Source organism: Singulisphaera chitinilytica (assembly GCF_049331405.1).
Lineage (GTDB): Bacteria > Planctomycetota > Planctomycetia > Isosphaerales > Isosphaeraceae > PoT.
In genome coordinates this window covers 3,032,955-3,057,060 of sequence record NZ_CP186274.1, presented here as the reverse complement: position 1 = coordinate 3,057,060, position 24,106 = coordinate 3,032,955, and the positions used below count along the sequence as shown (strand labels likewise).

The 24,106-nt window shown below is 64.5% G+C and carries 21 protein-coding genes; 12 read left to right on the top strand and 9 right to left on the bottom strand.

Annotated features, from left to right (window positions below):
• Nucleotides 1-44: 44 nt before the first annotated feature.
• Entirely contained in the window at nt 45-1,913 is a 1,869-nt protein-coding gene (locus tag ACOYYX_RS12440) for a hypothetical protein (protein ID WP_422930224.1), read from the top strand.
• On the opposite strand, the gene ACOYYX_RS12435 is transcribed toward ACOYYX_RS12440, so the two are convergent.
• The 3 genes from ACOYYX_RS12435 to ACOYYX_RS12425 form a co-directional block, all read right to left on the bottom strand.
• Nucleotides 1,908-3,113, bottom strand: coding sequence for an acyltransferase family protein (locus tag ACOYYX_RS12435; protein WP_422930223.1), 1,206 nt, complete (start codon nt 3,111-3,113; stop codon nt 1,908-1,910). The genes ACOYYX_RS12440 and ACOYYX_RS12435 overlap by 6 nt on opposite strands.
• A gap of 134 nt (nt 3,114-3,247) precedes the next feature.
• Nucleotides 3,248-3,763 carry an endonuclease V gene (locus tag ACOYYX_RS12430; RefSeq protein WP_422930222.1) on the bottom strand — a complete coding sequence of 172 codons (516 nt, stop codon included), beginning with the start codon at nt 3,761-3,763 and terminating at the stop codon, nt 3,248-3,250.
• Nucleotides 3,764-3,878: 115 nt separating this feature from the next.
• Nucleotides 3,879-4,361, bottom strand: coding sequence for a ribosome-recycling factor (locus ACOYYX_RS12425; RefSeq protein ID WP_422930221.1), 483 nt, complete (start codon nt 4,359-4,361; stop codon nt 3,879-3,881).
• A 522-nt stretch (nt 4,362-4,883) separates the two neighbouring features.
• Between ACOYYX_RS12425 and ACOYYX_RS12420 the strand changes: the two genes are divergently transcribed.
• The 3 genes from ACOYYX_RS12420 to ACOYYX_RS12410 are packed head-to-tail and all read left to right on the top strand — an operon-like array spanning nt 4,884 to nt 9,664.
• Entirely contained in the window at nt 4,884-7,913 is a 3,030-nt protein-coding gene (locus tag ACOYYX_RS12420; protein WP_422930220.1) for a response regulator, read from the top strand.
• Nucleotides 7,910-8,857, top strand: a complete 948-nt coding sequence (locus tag ACOYYX_RS12415; protein ID WP_422930219.1) for a GGDEF domain-containing response regulator — start codon at nt 7,910-7,912, stop codon at nt 8,855-8,857. Before ACOYYX_RS12420 ends, ACOYYX_RS12415 begins: the two co-directional genes overlap by 4 nt.
• 27 nt (nt 8,858-8,884) lie before the next feature.
• Nucleotides 8,885-9,664, top strand: a complete 780-nt coding sequence (locus ACOYYX_RS12410) for an AraC family transcriptional regulator (RefSeq protein ID WP_422930218.1) — start codon at nt 8,885-8,887, stop codon at nt 9,662-9,664.
• 69 nt (nt 9,665-9,733) lie between these two features.
• Here ACOYYX_RS12410 and ACOYYX_RS12405 read toward each other — a convergent pair whose 3' ends face one another.
• On the bottom strand, nt 9,734-10,783 hold the full coding sequence (locus ACOYYX_RS12405; protein ID WP_422930217.1) for a DUF1559 domain-containing protein: 1,050 nt from the start codon (nt 10,781-10,783) through the stop codon (nt 9,734-9,736).
• A gap of 653 nt (nt 10,784-11,436) precedes the next feature.
• On the opposite strand from ACOYYX_RS12405, the gene ACOYYX_RS12400 reads away from it, so the two are divergent.
• From ACOYYX_RS12400 to ACOYYX_RS12380, 5 genes are all read left to right on the top strand, one after another.
• On the top strand, nt 11,437-12,069 hold the full coding sequence (locus tag ACOYYX_RS12400) for an RNA polymerase sigma factor (RefSeq protein ID WP_422930216.1): 633 nt from the start codon (nt 11,437-11,439) through the stop codon (nt 12,067-12,069).
• Entirely contained in the window at nt 12,053-13,651 is a 1,599-nt protein-coding gene (locus ACOYYX_RS12395) for a protein kinase domain-containing protein (protein ID WP_422930215.1), read from the top strand. Before ACOYYX_RS12400 ends, ACOYYX_RS12395 begins: the two co-directional genes overlap by 17 nt.
• Before the next feature lie 2 nt (nt 13,652-13,653).
• Nucleotides 13,654-14,274, top strand: coding sequence for a hypothetical protein (locus tag ACOYYX_RS12390; protein WP_422930214.1), 621 nt, complete (start codon nt 13,654-13,656; stop codon nt 14,272-14,274).
• 117 nt (nt 14,275-14,391) lie between these two features.
• The gene (locus ACOYYX_RS12385; protein ID WP_422930213.1) at nt 14,392-15,486 is read left to right on the top strand and encodes a TlpA family protein disulfide reductase; all 1,095 of its coding nucleotides are present in this window, start codon (nt 14,392-14,394) and stop codon (nt 15,484-15,486) included.
• 152 nt (nt 15,487-15,638) lie between these two features.
• Nucleotides 15,639-16,184 (top strand): hypothetical protein, encoded by a 546-nt coding sequence (locus ACOYYX_RS12380; RefSeq protein WP_422930212.1) that lies wholly within the window; start codon nt 15,639-15,641, stop codon nt 16,182-16,184.
• Between the two features lie 40 nt (nt 16,185-16,224).
• On the opposite strand, the gene ACOYYX_RS12375 is transcribed toward ACOYYX_RS12380, so the two are convergent.
• Nucleotides 16,225-18,111, bottom strand: a complete 1,887-nt coding sequence (locus tag ACOYYX_RS12375) for a tetratricopeptide repeat protein (protein WP_422930211.1) — start codon at nt 18,109-18,111, stop codon at nt 16,225-16,227.
• A 67-nt stretch (nt 18,112-18,178) separates the two neighbouring features.
• Nucleotides 18,179-19,123, bottom strand: coding sequence for a YybH family protein (locus tag ACOYYX_RS12370; protein ID WP_422930210.1), 945 nt, complete (start codon nt 19,121-19,123; stop codon nt 18,179-18,181).
• Nucleotides 19,124-19,518: 395 nt separating this feature from the next.
• On the opposite strand from ACOYYX_RS12370, the gene ACOYYX_RS12365 reads away from it, so the two are divergent.
• The 3 genes from ACOYYX_RS12365 (at nt 19,519) to ACOYYX_RS12355 (ending at nt 21,670) form a co-directional block, all read left to right on the top strand.
• Nucleotides 19,519-20,691: a glycosyltransferase family 87 protein gene (locus ACOYYX_RS12365; RefSeq protein WP_422930209.1), complete on the top strand. Its 1,173-nt coding sequence runs from the start codon at nt 19,519-19,521 to the stop codon at nt 20,689-20,691.
• A 49-nt stretch (nt 20,692-20,740) separates the two neighbouring features.
• On the top strand, nt 20,741-21,010 hold the full coding sequence (locus ACOYYX_RS12360; RefSeq protein WP_422930208.1) for a hypothetical protein: 270 nt from the start codon (nt 20,741-20,743) through the stop codon (nt 21,008-21,010).
• A gap of 66 nt (nt 21,011-21,076) precedes the next feature.
• Nucleotides 21,077-21,670 carry a histone deacetylase gene (locus ACOYYX_RS12355; protein WP_422930207.1) on the top strand — a complete coding sequence of 198 codons (594 nt, stop codon included), beginning with the start codon at nt 21,077-21,079 and terminating at the stop codon, nt 21,668-21,670.
• A 44-nt stretch (nt 21,671-21,714) separates the two neighbouring features.
• Here ACOYYX_RS12355 and ACOYYX_RS12350 read toward each other — a convergent pair whose 3' ends face one another.
• The 3 genes from ACOYYX_RS12350 to ACOYYX_RS12340 all read right to left on the bottom strand — a co-directional run bounded on the left by ACOYYX_RS12350 (nt 21,715) and on the right by ACOYYX_RS12340 (nt 24,021).
• Nucleotides 21,715-22,389: a PEP-CTERM sorting domain-containing protein gene (locus tag ACOYYX_RS12350; RefSeq protein WP_422930206.1), complete on the bottom strand. Its 675-nt coding sequence runs from the start codon at nt 22,387-22,389 to the stop codon at nt 21,715-21,717.
• A 258-nt stretch (nt 22,390-22,647) separates the two neighbouring features.
• Entirely contained in the window at nt 22,648-23,448 is an 801-nt protein-coding gene (locus ACOYYX_RS12345) for a DUF6065 family protein (RefSeq protein ID WP_422930205.1), read from the bottom strand.
• 129 nt (nt 23,449-23,577) lie between these two features.
• The gene (locus ACOYYX_RS12340) at nt 23,578-24,021 is read right to left on the bottom strand and encodes an NADAR family protein (protein WP_422930204.1); all 444 of its coding nucleotides are present in this window, start codon (nt 24,019-24,021) and stop codon (nt 23,578-23,580) included.
• Nucleotides 24,022-24,106: the final 85 nt, after the last annotated feature.

Genomic DNA, 24,106 nt, shown 5'->3' with positions numbered 1-24,106 from the left:
CTTTGTCGATGCGAGGGGTACCCCACCGCCGGAGAGGGTGATCCATGGGCGAGGCGACCGTCAAGCTGGATGCGAAGAAGCTCGTAAAGCTCACCGCCATCGCCGCGGCGATCGCCATCACCGTCCTGCTCGGGGGCTTCGGCCTGATCGATCTCTACGAGCGGACCTCCGAGGCGAGCCGCTGGCGCGCGGCCCTCGGCTTCGTGATCGGGCTCGAGATCGCGTACGTCGTCGCCCTGGTCACATGCTCCATCGCCGTCCCCAGCCTGATCGTCACGCTCCTCAGGGCGAGGAAGCAGCGGCGGAAGCGTCCATGGGCCGCGCGGGCGCTCCTGCTCTGCCTCTCCCTGGTCATCGGCTTCTCGGTCTCCGAGGTCGTCGCCGCCGTCGTAAGGGCCCGATACCTCCGGTCGACGGCGGTGCCCGTGGGGGGGCTGAAGGAAGCGTCAGACAAAGGCCTCAAGGGGGAGATGCCCCGGCGGCTCGACGAGGTCGTCCTGCCGGAGACATTCCCCGAGCCGACGCCCAAGGGGCAGGTCCACCTCGTCATCGTCGGGGAATCGAGCGCGGCGGGGGTCCCTTATAACTTCTGGCTCTCGCTCGGCCAGATTCTCACATGGAAACTCGAAGCGGCGATCCCCGAGCAGACCTACAGGCTCAGCATCGTCGCGAATTCGGGCGACACGCTGGAGGTGCAGCACAAGAAGCTCGCCGAGATCAAGCAGCGGCCCGACGCCCTCATCATCTATTGCGGGCATAACGAATTCTCGGCGCGTTTCTCCTGGTCGCGTGAGCTCGACCACTACGTCGACGGCAAGACCCCCTCGACCCGCGAACGCTTCATGAAGCGGCTCGAAGCGACCTCGCCGATCTGCTCCCTCATGAGGGTCGCGGCGGACAAGTGCCGGATCGCCATCCCCCCGCCTCCGAACGGATATCGGAACCTCGTCGACGTCCCGGCGTATACGCCGCAGGAATACCAGGCCCTCTTGAGGGACTTCGAACTGCGCCTCGAGGCGATGATCTCGTACGCCGAGCGCGTGGGTGCCCTGCCCATCCTCATCGTCCCGCCCGGCAACGACTCCGATTTCGAGCCGAACCGCTCGTTCCTCCCGCCGAAGACGACTCGCGTCGAGCGCGAGGCCTTCGCCAAAGAGTTCTTCAGGGCTCGCGCCCTGGAATCCAACCGCCCCATCGAGAGCATCGAGAAATACCGGACTTTGATCGCCCAGTACCCCGGGTTCGCCGAGACGCATTATCGGCTCGCACGCCTCCTGGAGCGGGACGGAGCCTGGGATGAGGTCTATCAGAACGACCTGGCCGCCCGCGACCTGGACGGGCTCCCGATGCGCTGCCCCACGGACTTCCAGAACGTCTACCGCGAGTTGGCCAAACACCACGGCTGTCCCCTAATCGACGCCCAGGCCCTCTTCCACGCCATCGGCCGACACGGTTTGCTCGACGACGAACTGTTTCACGACGGGATGCACCCTTCGTTCCGAGGGATCATCGCCCTGGCGCAGTCGGTGCTCGGCGTCTTGCATAAACGCCAGGCGTTCGGCTGGCCGAAAGACTCCCCCGCCCCCGTCGTCGATCCCGGCGAGTGCGCGAGATTCTTCGGGCTGGGCGAATATCAGTGGGAGAAACTCAGCCATTGGGGGCTCTTCTTCTACGAGATGATGAAGTCGGTGCGCTACGACCCCAGCGACCGGTTCGCCAAGGAGAGGGCCTTCGCCAAGGCCGAAGAGGAGATCGCCAAAGGCGTCTCGTCCCGGAAGGTCGGGCTGCCCAACATCGGGCTCCCGGAGCCCGTCCCCGTATTTCCGTCGACCACGACCGGCCCGGAGTTGCCGGCTCCTACCCCTCGCCCCGTCGAGGAGGGCAAACCGGACTCGGAACGTCGCAGGTTATGAGGTGGTCCCCGTCATGCCCCGATCCGCCTTGCGTAAAGGCGGGTTGAGGAAGTGACGCTCGACCCCGGCATAGAAGAGCCAGCAGAAGGCGACCCCGGCGCTCGACGTGACGGGAACCATCACCAGCAGCTTACCCCAGAAGCTCAATGTCCAACGGCCGCAGATCCACTGGGTCAGGCACGCCACGATCGGGAAGTGCATGAGATAGATGCTGTAACAGCGTCGCCCGCACGAGCGTATCGGCGCGAGCCAGCGCAAGGCATCCGCACGCTCGTCGTAGTCGCGGAGCGCGATCAGGATCAGGCCGAATGCCGCGGCCATCGCCGTCGAATAGTCGGTCCGCGACGGGAAATATCCCATGAGGCCGAGGGCTGCGAGCGCCACCAGACCCAACTCGACCATGCGTTTCGACCGCGGATTCGAGGCCACGGCCAACCGCCAGTACACGGCCATGCCGACGGCGAACTCATGCCAGAGCGAGGGAAAGAGCCCCTCCAGGAGATGCATGGCGCCGATATCGGCGGCCAGGACTCGCAGGATAAGAACGCCGATCGTCACGCTCAAGAGGGTCCCATAGAGTCGCGTCGGCGCAATCAGAAGCGCCAGGAAGCAGACGAAATAGAACTGCTCCTCATAGCAGAGCGACCAGGCGACTCGCGTGTAGACTAGCCCGGATGGCGGGGCATAGAACCGTGGCCGCCACTCTTCGGTCAGCGTGAGGTTGCCGATCCACTGCACGACGTCGAGGCTGCCGGGCGACTCGAAGTGCGGGGCATATTTGCCGACGTGGAGCCGCTGCAACCCGAGTCTATCCAGGCCGACGATCGAACCCGCCAGGATCGCGACGGCCGCCCAGTACGGGGGATAGATTCTCCAGATCCGACGACTCAGGAATCGACTCGCCGCGCCCCCTTTCCGACGCATCGAGTCCGAACTCGCGGCGATGCAGTAGCCGCTGATGACGAAGAAGAGGGGCACCCCCAGATTCATGCATGCGAAGAAGCCGCCGACGAGCCGCTTCAGCCAGGCATCGCTCCCCGAGGAGGCCGAGGCCTCGGCCACAAGCCCGAGCCCCGCGTGATGCAGGACCACCATCAAGCAGGCGACGCCTCGCCAGTGGTCCAGGAGCCGATATCTCGACTCGCGGACGAGCGCGGGATAGTCCCGACCATTCGATCCGGGCTTGATCCACTTGAACATATGACGGCTTTGACCGGGTCAGGATCTCCGCGAGATTCGAGACGGACGCACGCGGAGAGAACTCGCGATGGACTCGAGCGAGCATACCGGTGGGGTCGCCGCGCGAGAAGGGCCCGCTCGAACGTTCGTTAGCCTCAAGCCTTGCCGTACGAAGTCCTCGCCAGTTGATCCACCCGCCTGAGTTGAGTCGGCACGCGGTAAGGCCCGTGCATGTCGATCACCGAAGCGGCCGCCTCGGCCTGATCGATTCCCTCAGCCTTGATGTAAAGGGGGGAATGGCTCTCGCCTCGGTAAACGGGGATGGCGTCGGTCGCCCCCTGGAATTTCGTCTTGGCCACGCCGACCACGACCTTGCTTTTGCCCTGGGCCTCGAACAGGTGGGCGCCGAGGCCGGGACGTCCGGGACCGAGCCAGACGTAGCCGTCGACGATGATCAGGTCGGCGGCCGGGCCTCGTTCCAGGACCGCGAGCAGGCAGGGCAACTCCCGGCGGAAAAACTCCCCCGGCTGATAGGGCGCGACCTCGTCGAAGGTGGCGACCACCTCATGCTCGGCCTCAACGGCGTCCCAACCCCGGAACCAGACACCGGCCGCTACGGCGATCGCGTCGCGATAATCGACGTCCAGGCAGACGATCCGTGGAATTGACATCGCCGGACTCAACGTTAAAGCCGGGCCTCTGATCAGGATCGGACGCAACAGGCGCCGGCCCCTGCCACTCACGATTCAGAGCCGAGGATCAAGCGAAGGTTCGCTCAGCGTTGCTTCACTTCTCGACCTCGGCGATCTTCGCCTTCACCAGTTGCTCAACCTCTTCGACTGCCGCGTCGATACCCGCCTGCACGGCACGCTCCGAGCCTCGCCCCTGGGCCGCGATCCGCTTGCGTGCGTCCTGGCGGATCGCGCGGAGGGCGATCTTCGCCTCCTCGCCGAGTTTCTTGACGTGCCGGATGATCTCCTGACGTTGTTCGACGCTCACCGGCGGCACGGAGACGCAGGCCGTGTTCGGATTCAGGGCGAATGCGTTCAGCTTGGCCGCCGTGAGCGAGCTCACGACCGACGACAGGTTAGACTTGTCAAACGGGCTGATCAGGATCCGATCCCCCTGGCTCGAGATGGTCGCGAGATGCCCCAGCTTCACCGAGTTACCCTGGACCTGGACGCGGAACGTCTCGACGAAGCCGATGCTCAAACTCCCAGGGCGGATCCCTCGCAGTTGTTCCGCAAGGTGCTCCACGCTCTTCCTCATCCTTGGCTTCCAGTCGCTCATGGGGAATCGGCCCTCCCGAGGCATACTACCAAGCATGCGTTCTTCCGTTTTCGTCTTAATTAAAAAGTCCGCGTTGTCCGAGAGTCTTTTCGGGCCAGGGGACTTTTCACCGGAGCCAGCGGGCCCGGGACGAATCCTGGCCGTAGCGATCATGAACTCCTCAAACTTCAACTCAGTTGGGGGTTTACGCGAACAAGCTCTGATCGGGTCTTGGACAGGACTGCGGCCCCGTGTGGGGATCTCCCCGTCCTGGGGGAGGGTCCGGGGTTGAGCGACATGAGAAAGCGTCTTTGACGAATTCGACACTTTGCGAATCGCGTCCTAGGCTTGATGTTGTAGAGCCCATATCAGGAGTCGCGAAAGGCCTCTCCGAAGCCCGACGCAAGCCTGAGAGATCATCGATGATGATGATAGTCCACCTCGGCGGACCTAAGTCCGGTGAACTGGGGACAACGCCTGCGACGTCGGCAGCGTTCGGACCAACGTAACCCATCCGTAATTATGAAGAATAACTTTACCGGGAAGGTCGGCACGTGGTTCTTCTTATCGGTGGTCATCACCGCCACGATCGCCTTCGGACTCTACGGCGCGATCGATCGATCCTCCACGGCTCGCCGTAACATCGAGCACACGCTCGAGATCGTCCGCTCGCTGAGGAAGCTCCATGACGTCCTCATTGAAGCGATCATGACCGCCCGGTCGTATACGATGCGGCCCGCGGATGCCACCTTGCAGAAGTATCGCGAGGCGGTCCGGACGATGGCGACCGAGATCCGAAGGCTCCAGAAACTCCCGACCGTCACCGATGCGCAGCGGATCCAAATCGCGACGATGGAAGACCTGCTGACCGAGCGACTCGCCATGCTCGACTCGTCCGTCGAGCGGAAGAGGACCAAGGCCCCGGCCCCGCCGGACCAGATGGCCCGCTTCGTACGGGCCGAGCAGATCACCCAGCAGATCCGCCAGATCCTGGGAGAGATGCAGGCCGAGCAGAATCGGTTCTCGATGATGTACTCGCAGACGGCCGCCCATAGCACCCAACGCGCCATCACCGCCCTATTCGCCGGGATGGTCACCAACCTCGCCATCCTCACGGGGGTCTTCTACCTCTTCGGCCGCGAGATTATGCGCAGGCAGTTGATGGACGAGACTCTAAGGCAGAGCGAGGAACGGTTCCGAGGTGCCTTCGACGTGGCGGTCGTCGGCATGACGATCGCCACGCCCGAGGGGCGCTTCCTCCAGGTGAACCGCTCCTTCTGCGAGACCCTCGGATACACCGAGGAAGAGTTGCTGGGCAAGGACTTCCGGTCGATCACGCACCCCGACGACCTCCGGACGGACTCGGGTCAGTTCGAACGAGTCCTCGGCGATGGGGCCCGCGGTTACCATTCCGAGCAGCGCTACATCCATAAGGACGGCCACCCCGTCTGGATCCACCGGAGCATCTCCCTGGTCCGCGACAGCAAGGGGCAGCCGGTGCATTTCGTCGGGCTGAGCGAGGACATCACCCTGCGGAAGCAGTCGCAGGAGGCGATGGCCAGGGCCAAGGAAGCCGCCGAGTCCGCCGTGGCGGTCAAGGCCGCGTTCCTCGCCAACATGAGCCATGAGATCCGGACGCCGATGAACGGCGTCCTGGGCGTCGCCGAACTCCTGCTCGAGACCCCGCTCGACAGCATCCAGCGCGACTATGCGGCGACTATCCGCAACAGCGCAGACGCGCTCCTGACGATCATCAATGACATCCTCGACCTGTCCAAGATCGAGGCGGGCAAGATGGTGATCGACCTCGTCGAGTTCGACCTCCGCACCTTGATGGAAGAGGTCGCCGACCTCCTCGCCCCGCGTGCCCATCAGAAGGGCCTGCAGATCAACTGCCGGATCCCGGCATCGTTCCCCCAGCGCATGGTGGGCGACCCGGTGCGGCTCCGCCAGATCCTGACGAACCTCGTCGGCAACGCCGTCAAGTTCACCGTGGAAGGCGAGGTCTCGCTCGAGGCCCAGTTCGAGGCCCGCGAGGACGAGGATTCCCATCTCCGGATCGTCATCCGCGACACGGGGATCGGGATCCCCGAGGAGCAGCACGAGGCGATCTTCGAGGGCTTCACGCAGGCCGACATCGGGACCGACCGCCGCTATGGCGGCACCGGGCTCGGTCTCACCATCTGCCGCCAGCTCGCGCGCCTCATGGGGGGCGAGATCGGGCTGGAGAGCGAGGTCGGCAGGGGCAGCACCTTCTGGCTCGAGTTGCCGTTGCCGAAGGCCTCGACGATGCTCGTCGAGCCGGCCCAGCAGGGCCAGTGCGACCTCGAAGGGCTGCGGATCCTGATCATCGACGAGAACGCCACCAACCGGAGGGTCCTGCGTGAGCACCTCCAATCGTGGGGATGCCGCACGGAGGAGGTCGACTCCGGCGCCGCGGCACTCCGCCAGTTCCAGGCCGATCATGCCGAGTCCCTCCCCTCGCTGATCTTCGTCGACGAGAACCTCGCCAAGATCGTCTGCGATCGCTTCAACCTGATGAAGCGGACGGTCACCAGCCTGGCGGCGGTCCCACTGCTCCTCGTGCGATCGGTGGGGCGCAACGACCATATAACGAATGGTACCCTGTCGTGCTTCAAAGGTGCGCTCACAAAGCCGGTGCGTCGCTCGCAATTGCTGAACACCCTGCTCGACGCGCTCGCCAGCCGCCACGAAGCGAAAGACGGCCATCAGGAGCCGAAGAAGCCGCTGGCCCCACCGACCGGTGAATGCCTCGGGTTGCGTGTCCTCGTGGCCGACGACCATGCCGTGAATCGCAAGGTAGCCCTCAGGATGCTGGAGCAGTTGGGCTGCGTCTCCGAGGCCGTCGAGAACGGCATGGAGGCGGTCGAGCGGCTCGAGCACGACACCTGGGACCTCATCCTGATGGACGTCCAGATGCCCGTCCTGGACGGCCTGGAGGCCACCCGGCAGATCCGCAGGCGTGAGCTCGAGAGCGGCCGCGAGCGGGTCTCGATCCTCGCCCTCACCGCCCACGCGATGGACGTGGACAAGCGACGTTGCCTCGCCGCCGGCATGGACGGTCACGTCACGAAGCCTGTCAAGCGGCAGGAGCTCCTCTCCGCCCTCAGCCAATTCGCCAGGCCAAGGCCGGAAGAACTCGAACCCGAGGCCACCGACGATGACGACGGGACCGTCGACGGCGGGATCCCGATCTTCGGGGTCGAAACCCTGCTCGAGAACTGCGACGGCGACGAGGAGATGGTCCGCGAGATCATCGAGTCGTTCCTCGCCACCGCACCCGGCTCGATCGAGAGCCTCGAGGAGGCCCTCTACAGCCGAGACGCCGATCGCATCGCCGCCGAGGCCCACGGCCTGAAGGGGAGCTGCCTCACCCTGAGGGCATCCGCACTCGCCGAAGTCTGCAAAGGGATCGAAAGCCTGGACGCCGAAGGCAACCCCGCCGGGCTCGACCAGTCCGCGGGCCTGCTCCGCCACGAATGGATGCGACTCCGAAACACTCTCGAAAATCTATACCGGATAAACATATGAGGATTTTAATAGTAGAGGATCAGGCGCCGACGGCCTTGTACCTCCGCCGGACACTCGAGCGGCTCGGCCACGACCCGGTGGTCGCATCCGACGGCTACGAAGCCTGGCGGATCGTCCAGGAGGAGAACATCCCCGTCGTCATCACCGACTGGGTGATGCCCGGTCTCGACGGCCCGCAGCTCTGCCGCCTGATCCGCAAGGAAGCCCGCGCCCTCTACACCTACGTGATCCTGCTGACATCGAAGCATGACCGACGGGACCGGCTCGAGGGCCTCCGGGCCGGGGCCGACGACTATCTCGTGAAGCCGCCGGACCTCGAGGAGTTGGTGGTCCGCCTCGGCATCGCCGAGCGGTTCCTGTCGCTCCAGCACGAGCTCGAGGCGAAGAACCGCCAGCTCGCCGAGCTCGCCTCGCGCGACGGCCTGACCGGGCTCAAGAACCGCCGCTGCTTCGAGGATTGCATGCGGTCGGCGCAGTCGGCCCTCGACTTCAGGAACGTCCCCTTCTCGGTAATCATCCTGGACGTCGACCACTTCAAGCAATACAACGACACCTTCGGCCACCCGGCCGGCGACGAGGCGTTGAAGTCGGTCGCCTGGACCTTGCGGCTCAACGTCCGCGAGAACGACACGCTCGCCCGCTACGGCGGCGAGGAGTTCGCGATCCTGATGCCGGGCACCAGCGCCGACGAGGCCAGCGCCCTGGCCGAGCGGCTCCGCTCCACGATCGAGGGGACCAAGTGGCCCGCCCGACCCATCACCGCGAGCTTCGGCGTCGCGACGAGCGACCAGGACTCGGCGGACCTGGCCGGGGTCCTGGAAATGGCCGACCGCGCCCTCTACCATTCCAAGAGCCTCGGGCGAAATCGTGTCACCCACGGCCGTTCCCTGGAGACGTCGGCGTCGACGGTCGATGAGGAGCCCGTGATGGTCGCCCGCAAGTGATCCCGACACCGCCGCGCACCCCGGACCATGTACGGTAAGAGCGAAGACTCGCGAGACTACCAGGACCTCTCCTGTCCTGTCGCCGTGATGGCCGTGGACTATGCGAACGGCTCGTACGAGCCGCCCCACCGTCATCGTCGCGCACAGGTCGTCTACAGCTCGTCGGGCGTCATGACCGTCGGGACGGAGCAAGGCCTCTGGGTCGTCCCGACCCACCGCGGGCTCTGGATGCCCGCGGGCGTGGAGCACTGGATCCGGATGGTGGGCCGGGTCCGGATGCGGACCGCCTACATTGCCCCGGAGGCGGTCGGCGGGCTCCCAGGGTCCCCCTCGATCGTCGAGGTCTCGCCCTTGTTCCGCGAGCTACTCCTCAGGGCGGCTTCCCTGCCGGCCCAGTACCTCGCCGAAAGCCACGAGGCCCGCGTCGCGGCCCTGATCCTCGACGAGATCAAGGCCATGCCGATGATCGCGCTTCACCTCCCGACCCCTTCGGACCGCCGCGCGGCGAAGGTCTGCGAGGCCATCAGGGCCGACCCCTCGCAGGACCTCACGCTCGAGCAATGGGGCCGACGCGTCGGCGCCAGCGGTCGGACCCTCGCGAGGCTCTTCGTCCGCGACACCGGGATGACCTTCGCCGTCTGGCGCCAGCAGGCGAGGCTCCTCTCCGCCCTGGAACGCCTGGGCCGCGGCGAGTCCGTCCTCCAGGTCGCACTCTCGGCCGGCTACGACAGCCCGAGCGCCTTCTCCGCGATGTTCCGCCGCTCGTTGGGGATCACCCCCAGCGCCTACTTCCGCAGCAAAGGATGACGGCCCCGGGCCTCGATCCCTCTTCGAGGATCGAGCCGGGGCCTACATCGTCCGAGCCGTCAGGACTCGTCAGAATGCATCGCTGCTGATGACCTCGCCCCCGGCCCGAGTCGTCAGGTTCTGGTAGACGCCGGTCTGCGTGCCTGGCGTGAGGGTGAAGACGCCGTTGTTGTCATTGACCCCGTTCGGGAACCCGGTCGAGGCGTTGAAGGCCCAGGTCCCGATCGACTCCTTGAGGAAGTGGACCGAGCCGTCGGCGAAGGCGAAGTTGGCACCTCCCGGGTGGAAGCTCGAGGCGCCGCCGACCCATGAATCGATGTTCTCGGAGCTGACCTTGGGGATCTTGCGGAACGGGTTGATCGGATAGAGCGAGCTCAGGAGCGTGTTGGCCGTCTCGCCGTCGAACCACCAGCAGTAATAGTCGCGGTCATCAGGGTCGAAGACGGAGTTGGTCCGCTCGCCGAAGAAGATCGTGTTGCTGGTCCCGTCGGTGATCGATGCCACCGAGGTCGGGTAGCAATGCCGGAAGATGCCGTTCTCCCCCTGGGCGATCTGCACGAAGTGGGCGCTGCTCTCCATGGGTGCAGGATAGGTGACGTGGCAATCGGCGTACTTGACCGGGGCCGTGGCCCAGGTCCCCATGTTGCCGCCGTAGTTCGTGTAGCGGATGTAGAAGTTGGGCCCCCAGTAGGCCATCAGGAACGAGCGGTTCGCGGCGCCGTCGCTGGGGCACCACAGCGTCGACAACCCCGTGGCATTCACGGTGAAGTTGCACGCATCGTAGTTCCCGAAGTTGAAGTTGTAGGCGCTGAAGAGGGCCTGTTGCTCGAACTGCGGGAGCATGGCGACGAAGATGCTGTGGCTGATCTTGCGGACGTAGGCCTGCGACGGATACGGCGCCATGAGGTCGCCGACCGGCAAGACCCCGACCTGCTCGTGATAGTTGATCGCCGCCAGGGCAATCTGCTTCAGGTTGTTCGTACACTGGGACCGGCGAGCGGCCTCGCGCGCCGCCTGCACGGCCGGCAGCAAGAGCCCGATCAGGACGGCGATGATCGCGATGACGACCAGTAGCTCGATGAGGGTGAACCCGCGCTTTCCCGACCGTTTCGAATCCATGTTGATGCTCTTTTCGATTCCCGAAAGACCGCGAAATCCAGAGTGGAAAGGATGTTTTGGCGAGTGCGGCTCGACGTCGAGCCGGAACTCGTGACTAGGGTCGACGCGTCCGGCTTCCGGTCTTCGAAAGCACCTTGGTCGGGCGTTCGCGACTCTGCTTGATCTGCTCGATCCTCGACCGGATGTCTGGGTGCTTCCCGACCCCTTCCCCTTCCGCCGAGCAGCCGAGGAAAGCCAACGAGCAGACGAGTGGACCGAGGAGGAACCCCCCATCACGAAGCGAAGGCCGAGCATGGCTCACCTTGATCACGTTCCGACCTCTTGATTCGACTTCACCCGCCGAACCCGGGCCGTCGGATCGCCGCGAGCATCGCACGAATCGCATGATGGTCTCGACCTTCAATCGCCTCGGAGTGCCACGCATTACACTCGTCTCGATCCGGATCAGTAGAAATTGAGATTCAATCTCAAGATTTTATCCGTAGACAAATTGTCCATCGCACGCGAAACAGACATCAATCGTCTCGAAACGGACAGCTTCCCTTCTTCGATTGTGTTGCGATGCGGCCGGCGGGCACAGATCCTGGAAGGTTCGCGAAAAATCGCTGTAAGGTTTCCGCCGAGCCCGTGTATAGCCGGGGTAAGGAGAATCGATGGACGACTCGCCCGATACCCGACACTCGCTGATCGTGAAGCTTCGCGACCCGGCCGACACGGCGGCCTGGCGGGAGTTCGCGAGCTTGTACGAACCTCTCGTCTACCGGATCGCCCGGCGCAAGGGGTTGCAGGATGCTGACGCACAGGATCTGACGCAGGAGGTCTTCCAGGCGTTGGCGAGGTCGATCGACAGTTGGGATCCGGCGCGGGGGAGCTTCCGCGCCTGGGTCTCGCAGATCACCCGGAACCTGCTGATCAACCTGCTCGCTCGGGGTAACAAGTTCGCCAGGGGAAGCGGCTCGACGACGGTCCAGTTCCTCCTCCAGGAGCAGCCGGCCAACGACCCCTCCGCTACGGCCGCCTTCGAGGACGAGCACCGCAGGCGGGTCTTTCAGTGGGCGGCCGAGCGGGTCCAGGGGGAGTTCAACCCGGCGACCTGGCAGGCCTTCTGGCAGTCCACCGTGGAAGGACGCCCTCCCAAGGAGGTCGCGGCCGAGCTTGGCATCACCCTCGGAGCCCTGTACGTGGCCCGCAGCCGGATCCTGTCCCGCCTCAAGCGCCGGATTGAATCGCTCGGCGAGATCTCGGCGGAAATCCGAAAGGAGGTCGACGATGAATTCCCTCTCTAGCCAGTGTGACCCCGATCGCCTCCGCCTCCTCATGGAGGATCGCCTCCCCGCCGGCGACGTGGCCAGGCTCGAGGTGCATCTGGAAACCTGCGACTCCTGCCGATCCCAGCTCGACCAGAGCCTCGGCGACGACCGCTGGCTCTCGGCCTTCCGCCAGTACGTCAGCAACTCGCCGGACGACCTGCAAGAGCACGAGCAGGGGCCGCCGATCAGTCTCGACTTCCTGGATCCCTCCGACTGGCCCGACTCGCTCGGCAAGCTCGGCAACTATGAGATCAAGGGGGTGCTCGGCCGTGGCGGCATGGGGATCGTGCTGAAGGCGTTCGACCCCGCCCTGCACCGCAATGTCGCGATCAAGGTGCTCTCGCCGTCGCTGGCGACCTCGGGGGCCGCCCGTCGACGGTTCTTGAGGGAGGCGAGGGCCGCCGCGGCCGTCGTCCACGAGCACGTCGTGGCCGTGTATGCGGTCGTGGAGTCGTCGGGCCTGCCGTTCCTGGTGATGGAGTACGTCCCCGGCCGTTCGCTCCAGGAACGCATGGATCGCCAGGGGGCGTTGTCGCTCCCCGAGATCCTCCGCATCGGCATGCAGACCGCGTCGGGGCTCGCGGCCGCCCATGCCCAAGGGCTGGTGCATCGCGACATCAAGCCGGCGAACATCCTGCTGGAGGACGGGGTCGAGCGGGTCCGCCTCACCGACTTCGGCCTCGCGAGGGCGGCGGCCGACGCCGCCTTGACGCGGAGCGGGATCATCGCCGGGACGCCCTATTACATGTCGCCCGAGCAGGCGAAGGGGGAAACGGCCGACCCCCGTTCCGACCTCTTCAGCCTCGGCAGCACGCTCTACGCCGCCTGCGTCGGGCATCCGCCGTTCCGGGCCGAGTCCCCCCTCGCCGTGCTCCGCCGCGTCTGCGACGACGCCCCGCGGCCGATCCGCGAGCAGAACCCGGACGTCCCCCCTTGGCTCGACACGATCATCGCCCGGCTCCTGGCCAAGGATCCCACCTGGCGGTTCCAGTCGGCCGCCGAGGTCGCCGAAGTCTTCAGCCGCTGCCTGGCCCACGTTCAGCAGCCGCTCGCCTCGGATCCGCCCCCGCCCGAGGACCTCGAGTTCAAGGCCCCGCCGAACAAGGGCAAGGGCGACTTGCCGCGACCGATCGCCAAGCACCTGGCCACGGCGGGATGGGTGGTGCTGCTCTCCCTGCTCACCTTCGTCTTCTTAGTGAAGGCAATCGTGTTCAAGCGAGGACAGCCGATGGTCAAGATGACACAGGCTCAATCGGAGGTGACGACCTCGGGCGAGTCGACGGAGACCGCCCTGGAGGTTAAACAGCAACTCGGCAAGCTCACCTCCGAGGAGATTCAGCGCCTGCTCGTCGAGGGGCAGAACCACGCCCGCTCGGTCGACAGCGAGCTCTTCCCCCGGCAGATCACCGACTCACCCGACCTGATTTCCCAGCAGAGTGCCCGACTCTTGCGTGAGGCCGTGGCCCTGGAACGCGAGATCGTCGGCGGCCACTCGCCGACTCCTCGAGCCGAAGTCCCTTCGAGTACCCCAAAAGCCACCAGCCCGAACCGGAGATGACCATGAAGCGAAAAGATGTGCTCAGCCTGTTCGCCGTTCTCGGACTCGTCGTCGCCGTCGCGACGGCCTTCGCCCAGGATGGCCCCCCCTCGGCCGACAGCGACAGGTCGGTTCAAACCACCGATGTATTCCGAGCTGTTCCCGACGACTTGAAATCAACTTCCGAGACTCGCTCACTCAGTGGCTTCAAAGTCGCCACGATCCCCGACGCTCCCCCCGCTGATGTCACGCAGCCCGCACGGACCGAGAGACGAGTCATTTTCCAGGACGCGGATCCTCAGTTCGTCAGGAGGCCCACATTCAGCACCGATGCGACGCCCCTCTTCCGCACGCATGTCAGCGGACCAGAGGGGGAACTTGTCGCGAACACCAACAAGCTCGTTCAGGAACTGGCGAAGGCCGAGTCGGAGTCACAGCGTCAGGAACTCCGGACGAAGCTGACGGAGGTTCTCAGCAAGCAATTCGACTCGCGGCAAACCCGCCAAGCCAAGGAGGTCGAGGCGCTCGAGGCCCAGGTCAAGAAGCTCAAGGAACTCATCAAGAAGCGTGAAGACAACCGCTCCGAGATCATTTCCCGAAGGCTCGACCAGCTCGTCCGCGATAGCCAGGGCCTCGGCTTCTGAAGCCCCCGCCTCGACACGACTCTCCTCCCAGGCCGTCGACGGACCTCACCCCGTCGGCGGCCCGTCCGTTGTGACTACGCCCTCCTACGAAGGATCTTCCCGATTCAGGAAACCGCCATGCAACGACTCTCGATCACTGGCCTGATGGGCCTGATCCTCGCCTCGGCAGTCGGCTCAAGCCCGGCGCGCGGCCAGGACGCCGCCGAGAAATTGGATGCCAAGAGCGTGCTCAGGCCCGGGATGCGTGCCCCGGAGTTCCGGGTTGAACGATTCCTCAAGGGGGAGCCGTTCTCGGCACTGAAGCGGGGCGAAGTCTATGTCTTCGACTTCTGGGCGTCGGGATGCGGACCTTGCGTTATGAGCATGCCCCACCTCTCCGAGCTCCAGCGCGAATATCGCGACAGGCACGTGACGATCTGCGGCGTGAACATCTGGGAAGCCGCAAAATACGACGCTTCCACGCTGGAAGCGGCTTCCAAGTTCGTGGAGAAGCAGGGCGACAAGATGGATTTCACGGTCGCGTACGATGGGGCGGCCAAATTCATGGATGACAACTGGATGCACGCCGCGGAGAGGAACGGGATACCTTGCACGTTCGTGCTCGATCGAGAGGGCGTGGTGGCGTGGATCGGCCATCCCATGATGCTGGACATGGTCCTGGAGGAGGTCTGCCAGGGCCGATGGGACATCGCCTCCGGGCCCAAGAGGCTGAAGCTTGCCAGCGCCGCGTTCACCGATGCCGAGGCGAAGTATAAAGAGAGCCTCGCGGCCGGCGACGCCGCCTGGGAAGCGGCCATGACGCAATATCCGGCGCTTGGGCGCACCAAGACGTCGCAACGACTGATCGCACTCCTCCAAGCCGGCCATTTCGCGGCGGCCCACGACGCGGGCGAGCGTCTCATCGCCGACTCCAAGAAGAACAAGTCGGCCGGGACAGCCCTGGTGGTCCTCGAAGCCCTGGCAGCTCCCAAGGTGCTGGCGGATGATTCCGCGAGGGAACTCCTACTCAAGGCCGCCGAGGCGTACTTCTCGCTCGTCGATACCAAGGAGTACGCACCTCACATCGTCCTGGCGCGTGCCTACTTCTACTCCGGCCGGGACGATGAAGCCCGCGCCGCCGCTGCCAAAGCCCTGGAACTGGCACCGGCCGAGGTCCGTGCGAGAGTCGAGGAATACCTGAAGGATATCGAAGGACAGGCAAAGCAGAAGTAGAATCCACTGTTAAGTCGGTGAGAATTGTTTCCGGGGAACGAGAAATCCGAAAGGCAGAATCACTTCCTCACTTGAATGAACGGGAGCCCGTTCGATCCTCGCGCCGAGCGCACGTCCCCCCTGCTTAATCCAGAAGTCTAAGGAGTCTCGCGTTGAAAGCCCCAGCCGCGACCATCCTCCTTGCGGTGTCCGCCGTCGTCGCCCTGGCGAATTGCCGGACATCTTCGCCACTCTCCGGGGGAACGAAATCCGAGAGTCCCACCCGGGAGACCCCCTCGATCCAGCAAGTGAACGCGCTGCTCCACGCCATCAATACGGGCCATCGCGAGACGATCCGTCGATTCGTCGTCGAGCGGTTCGAGCCCCCTCGCGAGGGGCAACTTCCGATCGACGAGACCACGGATCGCTACCTTGCCCTCTACGGCTCGACGAGAGGGCTCGATCTGCGGAAGGTCGTCGAGATCTCAGGCTCAGAGGTCCACGCCCTGGGCCAGGCCCGCCAGACGGATCAATGGATCAAGATCCAGGTCTTCTTCGGAACGGCAGAACCGGCGACCGCGACATGCAAGGGACTGCCTCGGATCGCCGGCGTCGGGTTCAGGATGACCGAGATGCCCGCGGAGTTATTGGCGGCCGATCCGATGGGAGCGAGCCTCGCCCACCGTGGCCCAGAAATGAAAACGCCCGGGGTCCTGTGAAGAACCCCGGGCGATTGCCAGTCGAATTGGCGAAGCGATTTCATCGCTGGAAGTTCAGGCCCGAGTCCTCGGGGCCGTCGCCGACGGCCTTGAAGTTGAACTGGTTGTTGCCGCTCAGCGTCACCTTGCCGACCAGCGTGGCCCCGCCAGTCTGGGTCAGGGTGAGGACGTCGTCGGCGAGCGACAATTCCCCCGCGAACTGGCGAGGTGTGCCCTTGTCGGACACCTTCCAGGTGAACTTCTTGTCATCCCCCATCGTCAGCGTGATCGTGGTATCCTGGTTCGGCTTCGCGGTCCAGGTCCCGACCAGTTGCCTGGGGTCGACGTTCACCACAGGAGGAGTGGTGGCGGCGTCCGTGGCCGGTTTCGCATCGGTGGGGGCCGTTGCGTTATTGGCCGCGGTCTCGTCGGTCTTGGCGAACTGTTGCAGCAGCTTGGGGGACAGCTTGTCGTTCGGCTGCAAGGCCACGACCTTCTTGAGCTGGGCCACCGCCGCGTCGCTGAACCCTTCGGTCATGTATTGCGATGCCAGGAGGAAGTGGGCCGACGCCGAGTCGGGGTGATCCTTGGCATAGGCCTCGAGCGCCCGGAGGTGGTTCGTGTAGACGTCGACGTTGGGATAGAGCCCGATCAGGGTGGTCCAGTCCCAACCGGGTCCGATCGTCAGCACGGCATAGAGCGCAGCCGCGGCGGCGTCGAACTGGCCGAGGGCGATCAGCGTCTGGGCCCTGAATTCATGCAGCGTCGGGTCGTTGGGCAGCTTGGCGAGCGCCACGTTCGTCAGTTGCAGGGCCTTCTGGTAGTCTCCATCCTTGAAGGCCTGCCGCGCCTGGTCGAAAGAATCGATCCCCGCATCCGCCACCGTCTGCTCGGGGGCGGGAGCCGACGTGTCGATCGGGACCGCATAGTCGTACGGCATGGGGTTCACGACGTTGATCGGCTGCTGCACTACGACCGCGGGCGCGGCGTAATACGGGTTGTAATAGCTGGAGTATCCCCAGTTATAGAGCGAAGACCCCAGCGCCCAGCTCGAGATCCCGACTCCGAGGCCCATCCCCAAGCCCCAGGCGAGGCCATTGCCGAGGCCCCAACCCCAGCCGCCATAGCCCCCATACCCGCCCCAGCCACCATAGCCGCCGTACCCACCCCAGCCGCCATAGCCGCGGTAGCCGCCGTACCCGCCGTACCCCCAGCCACCCCAACCGCCGTAGTGTCCGCCCCAGTAGCCGTTGACCCAGCCGGAGTGGTAGCCGTAATAGGGCGAGTGCGACCAGTTGCGGTTCGTGTAGTTGACGTTCGCGAAGTTGTTGCGATTAATATTAACATTTCTGTTAATATTCACGCTATTATTATTGAAGACGTTCGTGCGATTATTGAAGACGTTCGCGCGGTTGTTGATGTTCGTGAAGTTGCCGACGTGCGTATTGTTGATCCCGATCGCCGTGTTGCCGAATCGGTTCCCGGACACGCCCCCGGCCCGATAGCCCTCGACGCCTCCCGCGCGGAAGCCGCTGGCGCCACCGACCGCACCGCCGCTCACGCCCCCCGCGCGGAAGCCCTCGGCCCCGCCAGCACGATAGCCGCCGGCCCCATAGCCGCTCACACCGCCGGCGCGGAAGCCTTCCGCTCCGCCCGCTCGGTAGCCCCCGGCGCGATAGCCTTCGAAACCGCCGCCTCGATAACCGCCATAGCTCCCGCCGCTGACCCCGCCGGCACGATAGCCACCGCCGCTGAACCCGCCCGCGCGATAGCCGCCGCCACTGAAACCGCCGCCGCGATAGCCACCGCCGCTGAACCCGCCGGCCCTGAAACCGCCGCCTCCGCCGCCGCGGAATCCGCCCCCGCCGAAGCCACGGGCGTAGACGAAACCGCTCGACTGGAGCACGATCGCGGTCGCGAGAACGGCCCTGCCGAAGATGCGCCTCATGGTATCCTCATCATTCCAGGAATGGTTGGTGTAAGCACATGGGGTCATGACACCGCGGAGATCCCGCTCACTGCGGCTTGGGGGGGGTCTTGACCATCACGATTTCGTCGATATCCGGGAGGATCTTCCCGCCCGCAACGCGGTCGACCGACTTCCAGCGGGCGGAGTGAGCATTGACGAGGGTCAGGACCTGGGTCGAGGTCTCCCGGTGCCCGTCGGGACGGGTCGTGTGCGAGCGAATCGCCCACTGGTTGCCGCTGCGCGTCCAGTACCCTTCGCCGAAGCCGCCGTCGGAGTCGAAGACCCACGAGCGGATCTGTCGCGCCGAGGGATCCCAGCCGATCCGCTGCGTCCCGGAAAGGGCCGGTTTGCCCGAGATCTGGATCGAGAACTGCCGAAGGAGGAAGTTCCCGTCCTCCGACCAGCGGCAGGTATTGGACACGACGGCGTGGCTGTCCTCCTCGACCCACTCACCGACCATCCACTCCAGTTCCTTGAGGCGGTCGTGCGGGCTGACGTGCTTCTCGGCGAGTTCGCGGACGTGGGCCTGGAGCCACTTGCCGTCCTTCTGCTTGGCGTAGAGCACGCTGAACCGGCTGAACTCGGGGCTCCCGCCGTCCTTCGGGGTGACCTTGGTCCGCCCGGTCTCCATGGCCAGACTGTCGCCGAGGAAGCGGATCGAATCGACGTCCACCTCGATCTTGCTGCCCGGGCTCTCCTCGAAGATCTCGTCGAAGACGACGGCCAGGGCCTCTCGCCCCTGCACGATGTCCCCTTCCTCGTCGACGGCATCGGCATCTTCGGCGAAGAGTTCCGAGATCGCCTTGGCGTCCCCCGCGTTGTACGCCTTCACGAACGCCTCATCCGCGGCGCGGATCGCCTTCTCATCGTCCTTGCGGTCGGGAGTCGCATTCCCCTTGGCGGCCGGGGCCTCCTTGGGCTCGTCCCACGCCCACGCGGGCGCGGCCGAACCGATCAGGATCAGCCCCAAGACGGTGAGGACGGTTCTCATGAACATTGGCTCCTTACTCGAGGTGTCGCCGAGGACCGGGCGACACCAACCTAGCAAAGGTTTGATTCCGGGCCGCAGGCCCTCGCACTGCGCTTCGGCCCCTCTTACTAGCGTGCCGCGCCCGAGTCACCCGAAGCTAGACGGAAGTGCCGGAATCGTCGGAGTGTCCTGCACTTCGGATGCCCTCGGGAAGAGGAATCGACGCGAGGAGATGCACCCCGCTCGTCGAGCGACCATCCTCCGGGGTAAGCTTACGCCACGCCACGAGATGGGCACGGCCGGCGGGTTGAAATCGAGACATCGGACCCGTATCGTAGGGACGCCTCGGCCCGAGGGCGGTCTGGGGCAGGCGTGCGCCGAGGGTCGGCTCCCCAGGATTCGAGTGTGACGGTGGCATGGCGGCCAAAACGGCGAGACGTCTCTTCTGGGTCATGCTTCCCGTCTTCCTCGCCTACGTGGTCCATCGCGGGGCGACCCGGGGCAACGACTTCAAGTATCCGTACAATGTGGCCCGGCACGTCTGGAAGACGGGCGAGTTCGCCGTCGCCGCCCAGCCACGCTACCCGGTTACCTTCCACGTCCTGCTCGCCCCCCTGGCCAGCCGCTCCATCGGCCTCGCCGCCGCCATCTGGGCGGTCCTCTCCGTGGCCGCGATCCTCGCGCTACCTCGCTTGCTTGCCAAGCTGACGGGCATCCCGAGGCCTCGTCAAATCCTCGCCTGGCTGCCGGTCATCCCCTGCTTCATCGATGCGTTGGTGCTCGGCCAGAGCGACCCCATCAATATCTTCCTCGTCACGGTCGGCCTGCTCGCGGCCTCGACGGGGCGGGAGATCACCGGCACGAGCCTGGTCGGGCTCGCGGCGATGATCAAGTTCCTCCCGGTCATCTTCTGGACCACAATCTTCGCCCGGCGTCCTTCGTGGAAGGTCCTCGTCGGGATGGCTCTGGCCATCGCGTTCGGGTTCGGCGTCATGGCCCTTGCCGTCGGCCCGAAGCTGGCGATCGAGGGGACGCTCCTGCAATTCCAGTTGATCCAGGATCAGGAGAAGCCCTGGCATCTCGTGGCGAGGCAGTCGGACCTCCGCCCCAATAATGAGAGCTTCCCGATCGTCCTGGCCCGGACCTTCGGCGACCTGGGAACGAAGGTCAAGCCGCCGAGCATCTCGCTGGCGAAGTTGCCGCTCAACCTGATCTGGGGATGCTGGGGGGTCGTGCTCGGGGCGCTCATCATCACCTGGATCGCGTCGATCCGCCCCGCGGCCGCGTTGCCGCCCCGGGCCGGCTGGCACGCGATGTTCGCGCTCACGGCGATCGTCATGCTCGCCGCCACTCCCATCTGCTGGCACCACTACTTCCTCTGGACCCTGCCGGCGACCCTGTTCCTGAGCCACCGGCCTCGGTTCCTCAAGGTCTTCGCCGCGCTGGCGATCGTCGGCACGATCTTCCAGACAACGCGCGGATTCGGGTGCCACATGATCCTGGCGTTTGTGCTCTTCGGCCTCGTCGTCCACGACCTCCACAAGTTCGCCCGCGACCCTGCAAGCTATCCCGACTACGAGGCCGCCTGAAGTCGACGCGAGATCCCGGCCATGAAACCCCGCGGAGGGTTCCGCCAGTATGATCCCGATCGTCTATCACCCCGGTTATAACATCACGGTCTTCGGCCTCGAACGCCTGCATCGATTCGACGGGCGCAAGTATCATCGCATCCACGAGGCTTTGATCCGCAGAGGTTTGAGGAAGCCGGGCGACTTCGTCTCTCCGAAGCCGGTCACTCGCGCGGAGTTGCTCTCCGTGCATACACCCGACTACCTGCGGTCCTTGAAGCGAAGCGGCTCGCTCGCGGAGATCCTCGAGGTCCCGATCGTCGCTAAGCTCCCGGCCTAGCTCGTCGATTGGCGGATCCTGAGGCCCAAGCGTCGAGCCACGGGGGGCACGATCCTCGCCTGCCGAATGGCCCTCGAGCGAGGTATCGCAATCAACCTCGGGGGCGGGTTCCATCATGCGGCGTCGGGTTGGGGCGGCGGGTTCTGCGTCTACGCCGACATCCCGATCGCGGCCGCGATCCTCCACGCCGAGGGACTCGTCGCGAGAGTCCTGGTCGTGGACCTCGACGCCCACCAGGGCAACGGCTCCGCCGCCGTCTTCAACGACTGGCCGTGGGCCTCGATCGCCGATATGTATGAGGGCGAGATCTTCCCCCTGTATAAGGAGCCGGAAGATTATCCGCTCCCGCTCCAGCGCGGGACGACCGGGGCCGAATACCTGGAAATGGTGCAAACCTTTCTGCCCGGCGTGCTCGACGAGGTCCGCCCCGACCTCCTGATCTACAACGGCGGCTCCGACCCTTATACCGACGACCCGCTGGCTAACCTCTGCCTCTCCGCCGGCGATTTGGAAGAGCGGGACATGCTCGTCGTGAACCTCGCCCGGGAGCGCAAGATCCCCGTCGCGATGGTCCTCTCCGGCGGCTACTCCGAGCAGTCCTGGCAGATCCATGCTGACTCGATCGAGGGGATCCTCACGCGATTCGACGGTGTCGCCTGATCTGTCAATGGCTCATGACGGATTCCGTATGCGCAAGGCCAGGGCTATCGACGATTGCGGCGGCGGTAAATGAGTCCGGCAACACCAGCGGCCAGCGTGATGAGTGTGGTAGGCTCGGGGACCGGCGTGGGAGCGTCGAAGGTCAACGTGACTTGCAGCTCATTTTGCCACCCACCCGTCACGACGGCGGCGAAATGGAAATGGTCCGGGTGATTGAGGATGTCTTGAAGTGGAGCCGGGAGCAGTGACGCGTCCTGCGGGCTGAACACATCAATCATCGCCGATGTCGCCGTTCCCCCGTATTTGCCGGACCACCGCCAGGTCGTGCCTCCCGACCCTGGACCATCAACCGAACCGGACAACGATCCTGAGATATCCAGCACCGGTCCTGCAAACGAATCATTGGAACCGTTCGCCGGCACGCCAAGATTGAAGAAGAACTGCCCACTGATCGGAAAAGTCTGATCGGAATATGCGTCGAGGCCAGTAAACGGGGGAGTGAAGGCGCCGGCGTTAAACGTAATGCTTCCCCCTTGCGGCCCGTAATCGAGAGTCATCGGCAAGTACATGGGAATGAAAAAGCCCGAGTTTTCGGGTGCGCTCTGCGAGAGAGCTAAGCCCCCCTCGTAATTCAGTAACGAGATCGCCGAAGACTCGGCGATCTGGCCTCCCGCGATCAAGAGCAACGAGACGAGGGTTGTGAGGAGCGGCCAATGCATGTGAATCCTCCGGATTGTGTCACCATCCATGCTGTCGGAAAATAGTCGCGAGACAAGGTTATCCAGTCAAGATCAAATGTATTTCTTCGTCGTAGTTCGGCCGTTCGGACCCCGCCGCTCAACCTGCCCCAGAAGACGCTGCTCAAGGCGACTTTTAATTGAAATTCATCAAATCCGCAAACTTTCCGGTTTCTTCTTTCAAATCAAAGCCGAACGGACATTCGCACGCAATTCTCAATTCCACCATCTACTTGATCCTCACGAAACGCCCGGCTCCGGTTCAGGAGGCCTGGAGATCTTGCTGGCATCGAAGTGGGCCAGGCGGCGCTTCTTCTGATGGCCTTCGAAGAAGACTCCGGAGTTGGTCGTTCCCTGAAAATAATGCTTTTGATATTTCTTCTTGATGGCTGCGAGATCGCCACTCCTCTGGGCGGCGAGGAACTCCTGACGCGAGGTGATCCAGACCCGGTAGCCCTCGCTCAACTCGGGGTTGTTCGAGAGTTCCTGCAAGTCCGCCTGGAAGTCTTCGAGGTCTTCCCGGAAGTGCGGCACGAGCATGGCGACGGGTTCCCCGGCCTCGAAAGTCACGCTGCCGGGGCGCGTCATCTTCCAGTTCATCGAGAATGAGGCCAGGCTCCAATCCGTCTCGACCAGGCCTTCCAGCGGGGAGATGCCATCCTTGACGTGGTTGGCCGGGCCTCGGCAGAGGAGGTTCCAGCCGGGGGGCGTCCTGAAGATATAAGGGATCGTCCAGGTCAGGATCCCGCTCCCCACCTGCGACATGGCATGCGTCATCGGCGGGGAGCCCTCGACATGAACCTTCAAGTCGGTGGGAGCCTTGCCCCCGTTCCACTCCGCGGTCGCCCCGTGCGGGGCCAGGATGAACCAGCCCGACTGGTTGGCCAGCGTCATGGGGAGGCACTGATATGCGAAACCCGACGACGTCGCGTCCATCCAGTCCCGCTTGAACCAGGCCGGGACGATCTTCACGTCGAAGCCCCATGCCGAATATGCGGTGATCTGCAATGGTTCGAGCTGTTCGTCGGGTTCGGTCGACATGGCTGGGGGTTCCATGTGGTTCGCCGGGACTTCGAGTTTCCTGTCCCGGAAAAACGTTCAATTCTTGAAGTGATACTTTAACTCAACGGACGCCCGGATCACACCGCGGCCTCCGAAGTGAGCAAGCTATCAACCGTTCCTGGTCAATTCCTCACGCACTCGCATCAGGAGGATTCCAAGCATGTTCTTGCCCGAGCCATCGCCGCCGTCGCCCCAGTAATCGTCGTTGGTCGTGTGCTCGACGAGCTTGCTGTCGCCGGTGCCGATCAGGAGGGCTCGCAGGTCCTCGTGCTGGGTGAATTTCGCCAGCACGGCCTCGTGCATGATCTGGACCTTGACCGACTCCCAGTCCTTGCGAAGCGGTCGCGAACGGCTCCGGCCCATGCGGGCGACGATCATCGGCGACTTGGCCTTCCGCAACTCCTCCTCATCGGGCGCGCCTGCGAACTTCTGCGCCTGGAAGTAATGCTCGGTCGTGGGCCAACGCTTCCCTCGGAGCAAGATGGGATAAGGCGAGAAGTTGGAGAACTCGCCATACTCATCGCTCACGCTATAAAAGTTAATGGTGCTCATGATCAATTGACATCCTACCTGACGACATTCGCACGGATCGCAACTTCGAAGTCCCGGCTTGTCGGACAACTCCAAGGCCCCGGCC

Excerpts from the sequence above, each read along its gene's own strand:
- ACOYYX_RS12440 (WP_422930224.1), top strand. The coding sequence starts at position 45 with ATGGGCGAGGCGACCGTCAAGCTGGATGCGAAGAAGCTCGTAAAGCTC.
- ACOYYX_RS12435 (WP_422930223.1), bottom strand. The coding sequence starts at position 3,113 with ATGTTCAAGTGGATCAAGCCCGGATCGAATGGTCGGGACTATCCCGCG.
- ACOYYX_RS12430 (WP_422930222.1), bottom strand. The coding sequence starts at position 3,763 with ATGTCAATTCCACGGATCGTCTGCCTGGACGTCGATTATCGCGACGCG.
- ACOYYX_RS12425 (WP_422930221.1), bottom strand. The coding sequence starts at position 4,361 with ATGAGGAAGAGCGTGGAGCACCTTGCGGAACAACTGCGAGGGATCCGC.
- ACOYYX_RS12420 (WP_422930220.1), top strand. The coding sequence starts at position 4,884 with ATGAAGAATAACTTTACCGGGAAGGTCGGCACGTGGTTCTTCTTATCG.
- ACOYYX_RS12415 (WP_422930219.1), top strand. The coding sequence starts at position 7,910 with ATGAGGATTTTAATAGTAGAGGATCAGGCGCCGACGGCCTTGTACCTC.
- ACOYYX_RS12410 (WP_422930218.1), top strand. The coding sequence starts at position 8,885 with ATGTACGGTAAGAGCGAAGACTCGCGAGACTACCAGGACCTCTCCTGT.
- ACOYYX_RS12405 (WP_422930217.1), bottom strand. The coding sequence starts at position 10,783 with ATGGATTCGAAACGGTCGGGAAAGCGCGGGTTCACCCTCATCGAGCTA.
- ACOYYX_RS12400 (WP_422930216.1), top strand. The coding sequence starts at position 11,437 with ATGGACGACTCGCCCGATACCCGACACTCGCTGATCGTGAAGCTTCGC.
- ACOYYX_RS12395 (WP_422930215.1), top strand. The coding sequence starts at position 12,053 with ATGAATTCCCTCTCTAGCCAGTGTGACCCCGATCGCCTCCGCCTCCTC.
- ACOYYX_RS12390 (WP_422930214.1), top strand. The coding sequence starts at position 13,654 with ATGAAGCGAAAAGATGTGCTCAGCCTGTTCGCCGTTCTCGGACTCGTC.
- ACOYYX_RS12385 (WP_422930213.1), top strand. The coding sequence starts at position 14,392 with ATGCAACGACTCTCGATCACTGGCCTGATGGGCCTGATCCTCGCCTCG.
- ACOYYX_RS12375 (WP_422930211.1), bottom strand. The coding sequence starts at position 18,111 with ATGAGGCGCATCTTCGGCAGGGCCGTTCTCGCGACCGCGATCGTGCTC.
- ACOYYX_RS12370 (WP_422930210.1), bottom strand. The coding sequence starts at position 19,123 with ATGAGAACCGTCCTCACCGTCTTGGGGCTGATCCTGATCGGTTCGGCC.
- ACOYYX_RS12365 (WP_422930209.1), top strand. The coding sequence starts at position 19,519 with ATGGCGGCCAAAACGGCGAGACGTCTCTTCTGGGTCATGCTTCCCGTC.
- ACOYYX_RS12360 (WP_422930208.1), top strand. The coding sequence starts at position 20,741 with ATGATCCCGATCGTCTATCACCCCGGTTATAACATCACGGTCTTCGGC.
- ACOYYX_RS12355 (WP_422930207.1), top strand. The coding sequence starts at position 21,077 with ATGGCCCTCGAGCGAGGTATCGCAATCAACCTCGGGGGCGGGTTCCAT.
- ACOYYX_RS12350 (WP_422930206.1), bottom strand. The coding sequence starts at position 22,389 with ATGCATTGGCCGCTCCTCACAACCCTCGTCTCGTTGCTCTTGATCGCG.
- ACOYYX_RS12345 (WP_422930205.1), bottom strand. The coding sequence starts at position 23,448 with ATGTCGACCGAACCCGACGAACAGCTCGAACCATTGCAGATCACCGCA.
- ACOYYX_RS12340 (WP_422930204.1), bottom strand. The coding sequence starts at position 24,021 with ATGAGCACCATTAACTTTTATAGCGTGAGCGATGAGTATGGCGAGTTC.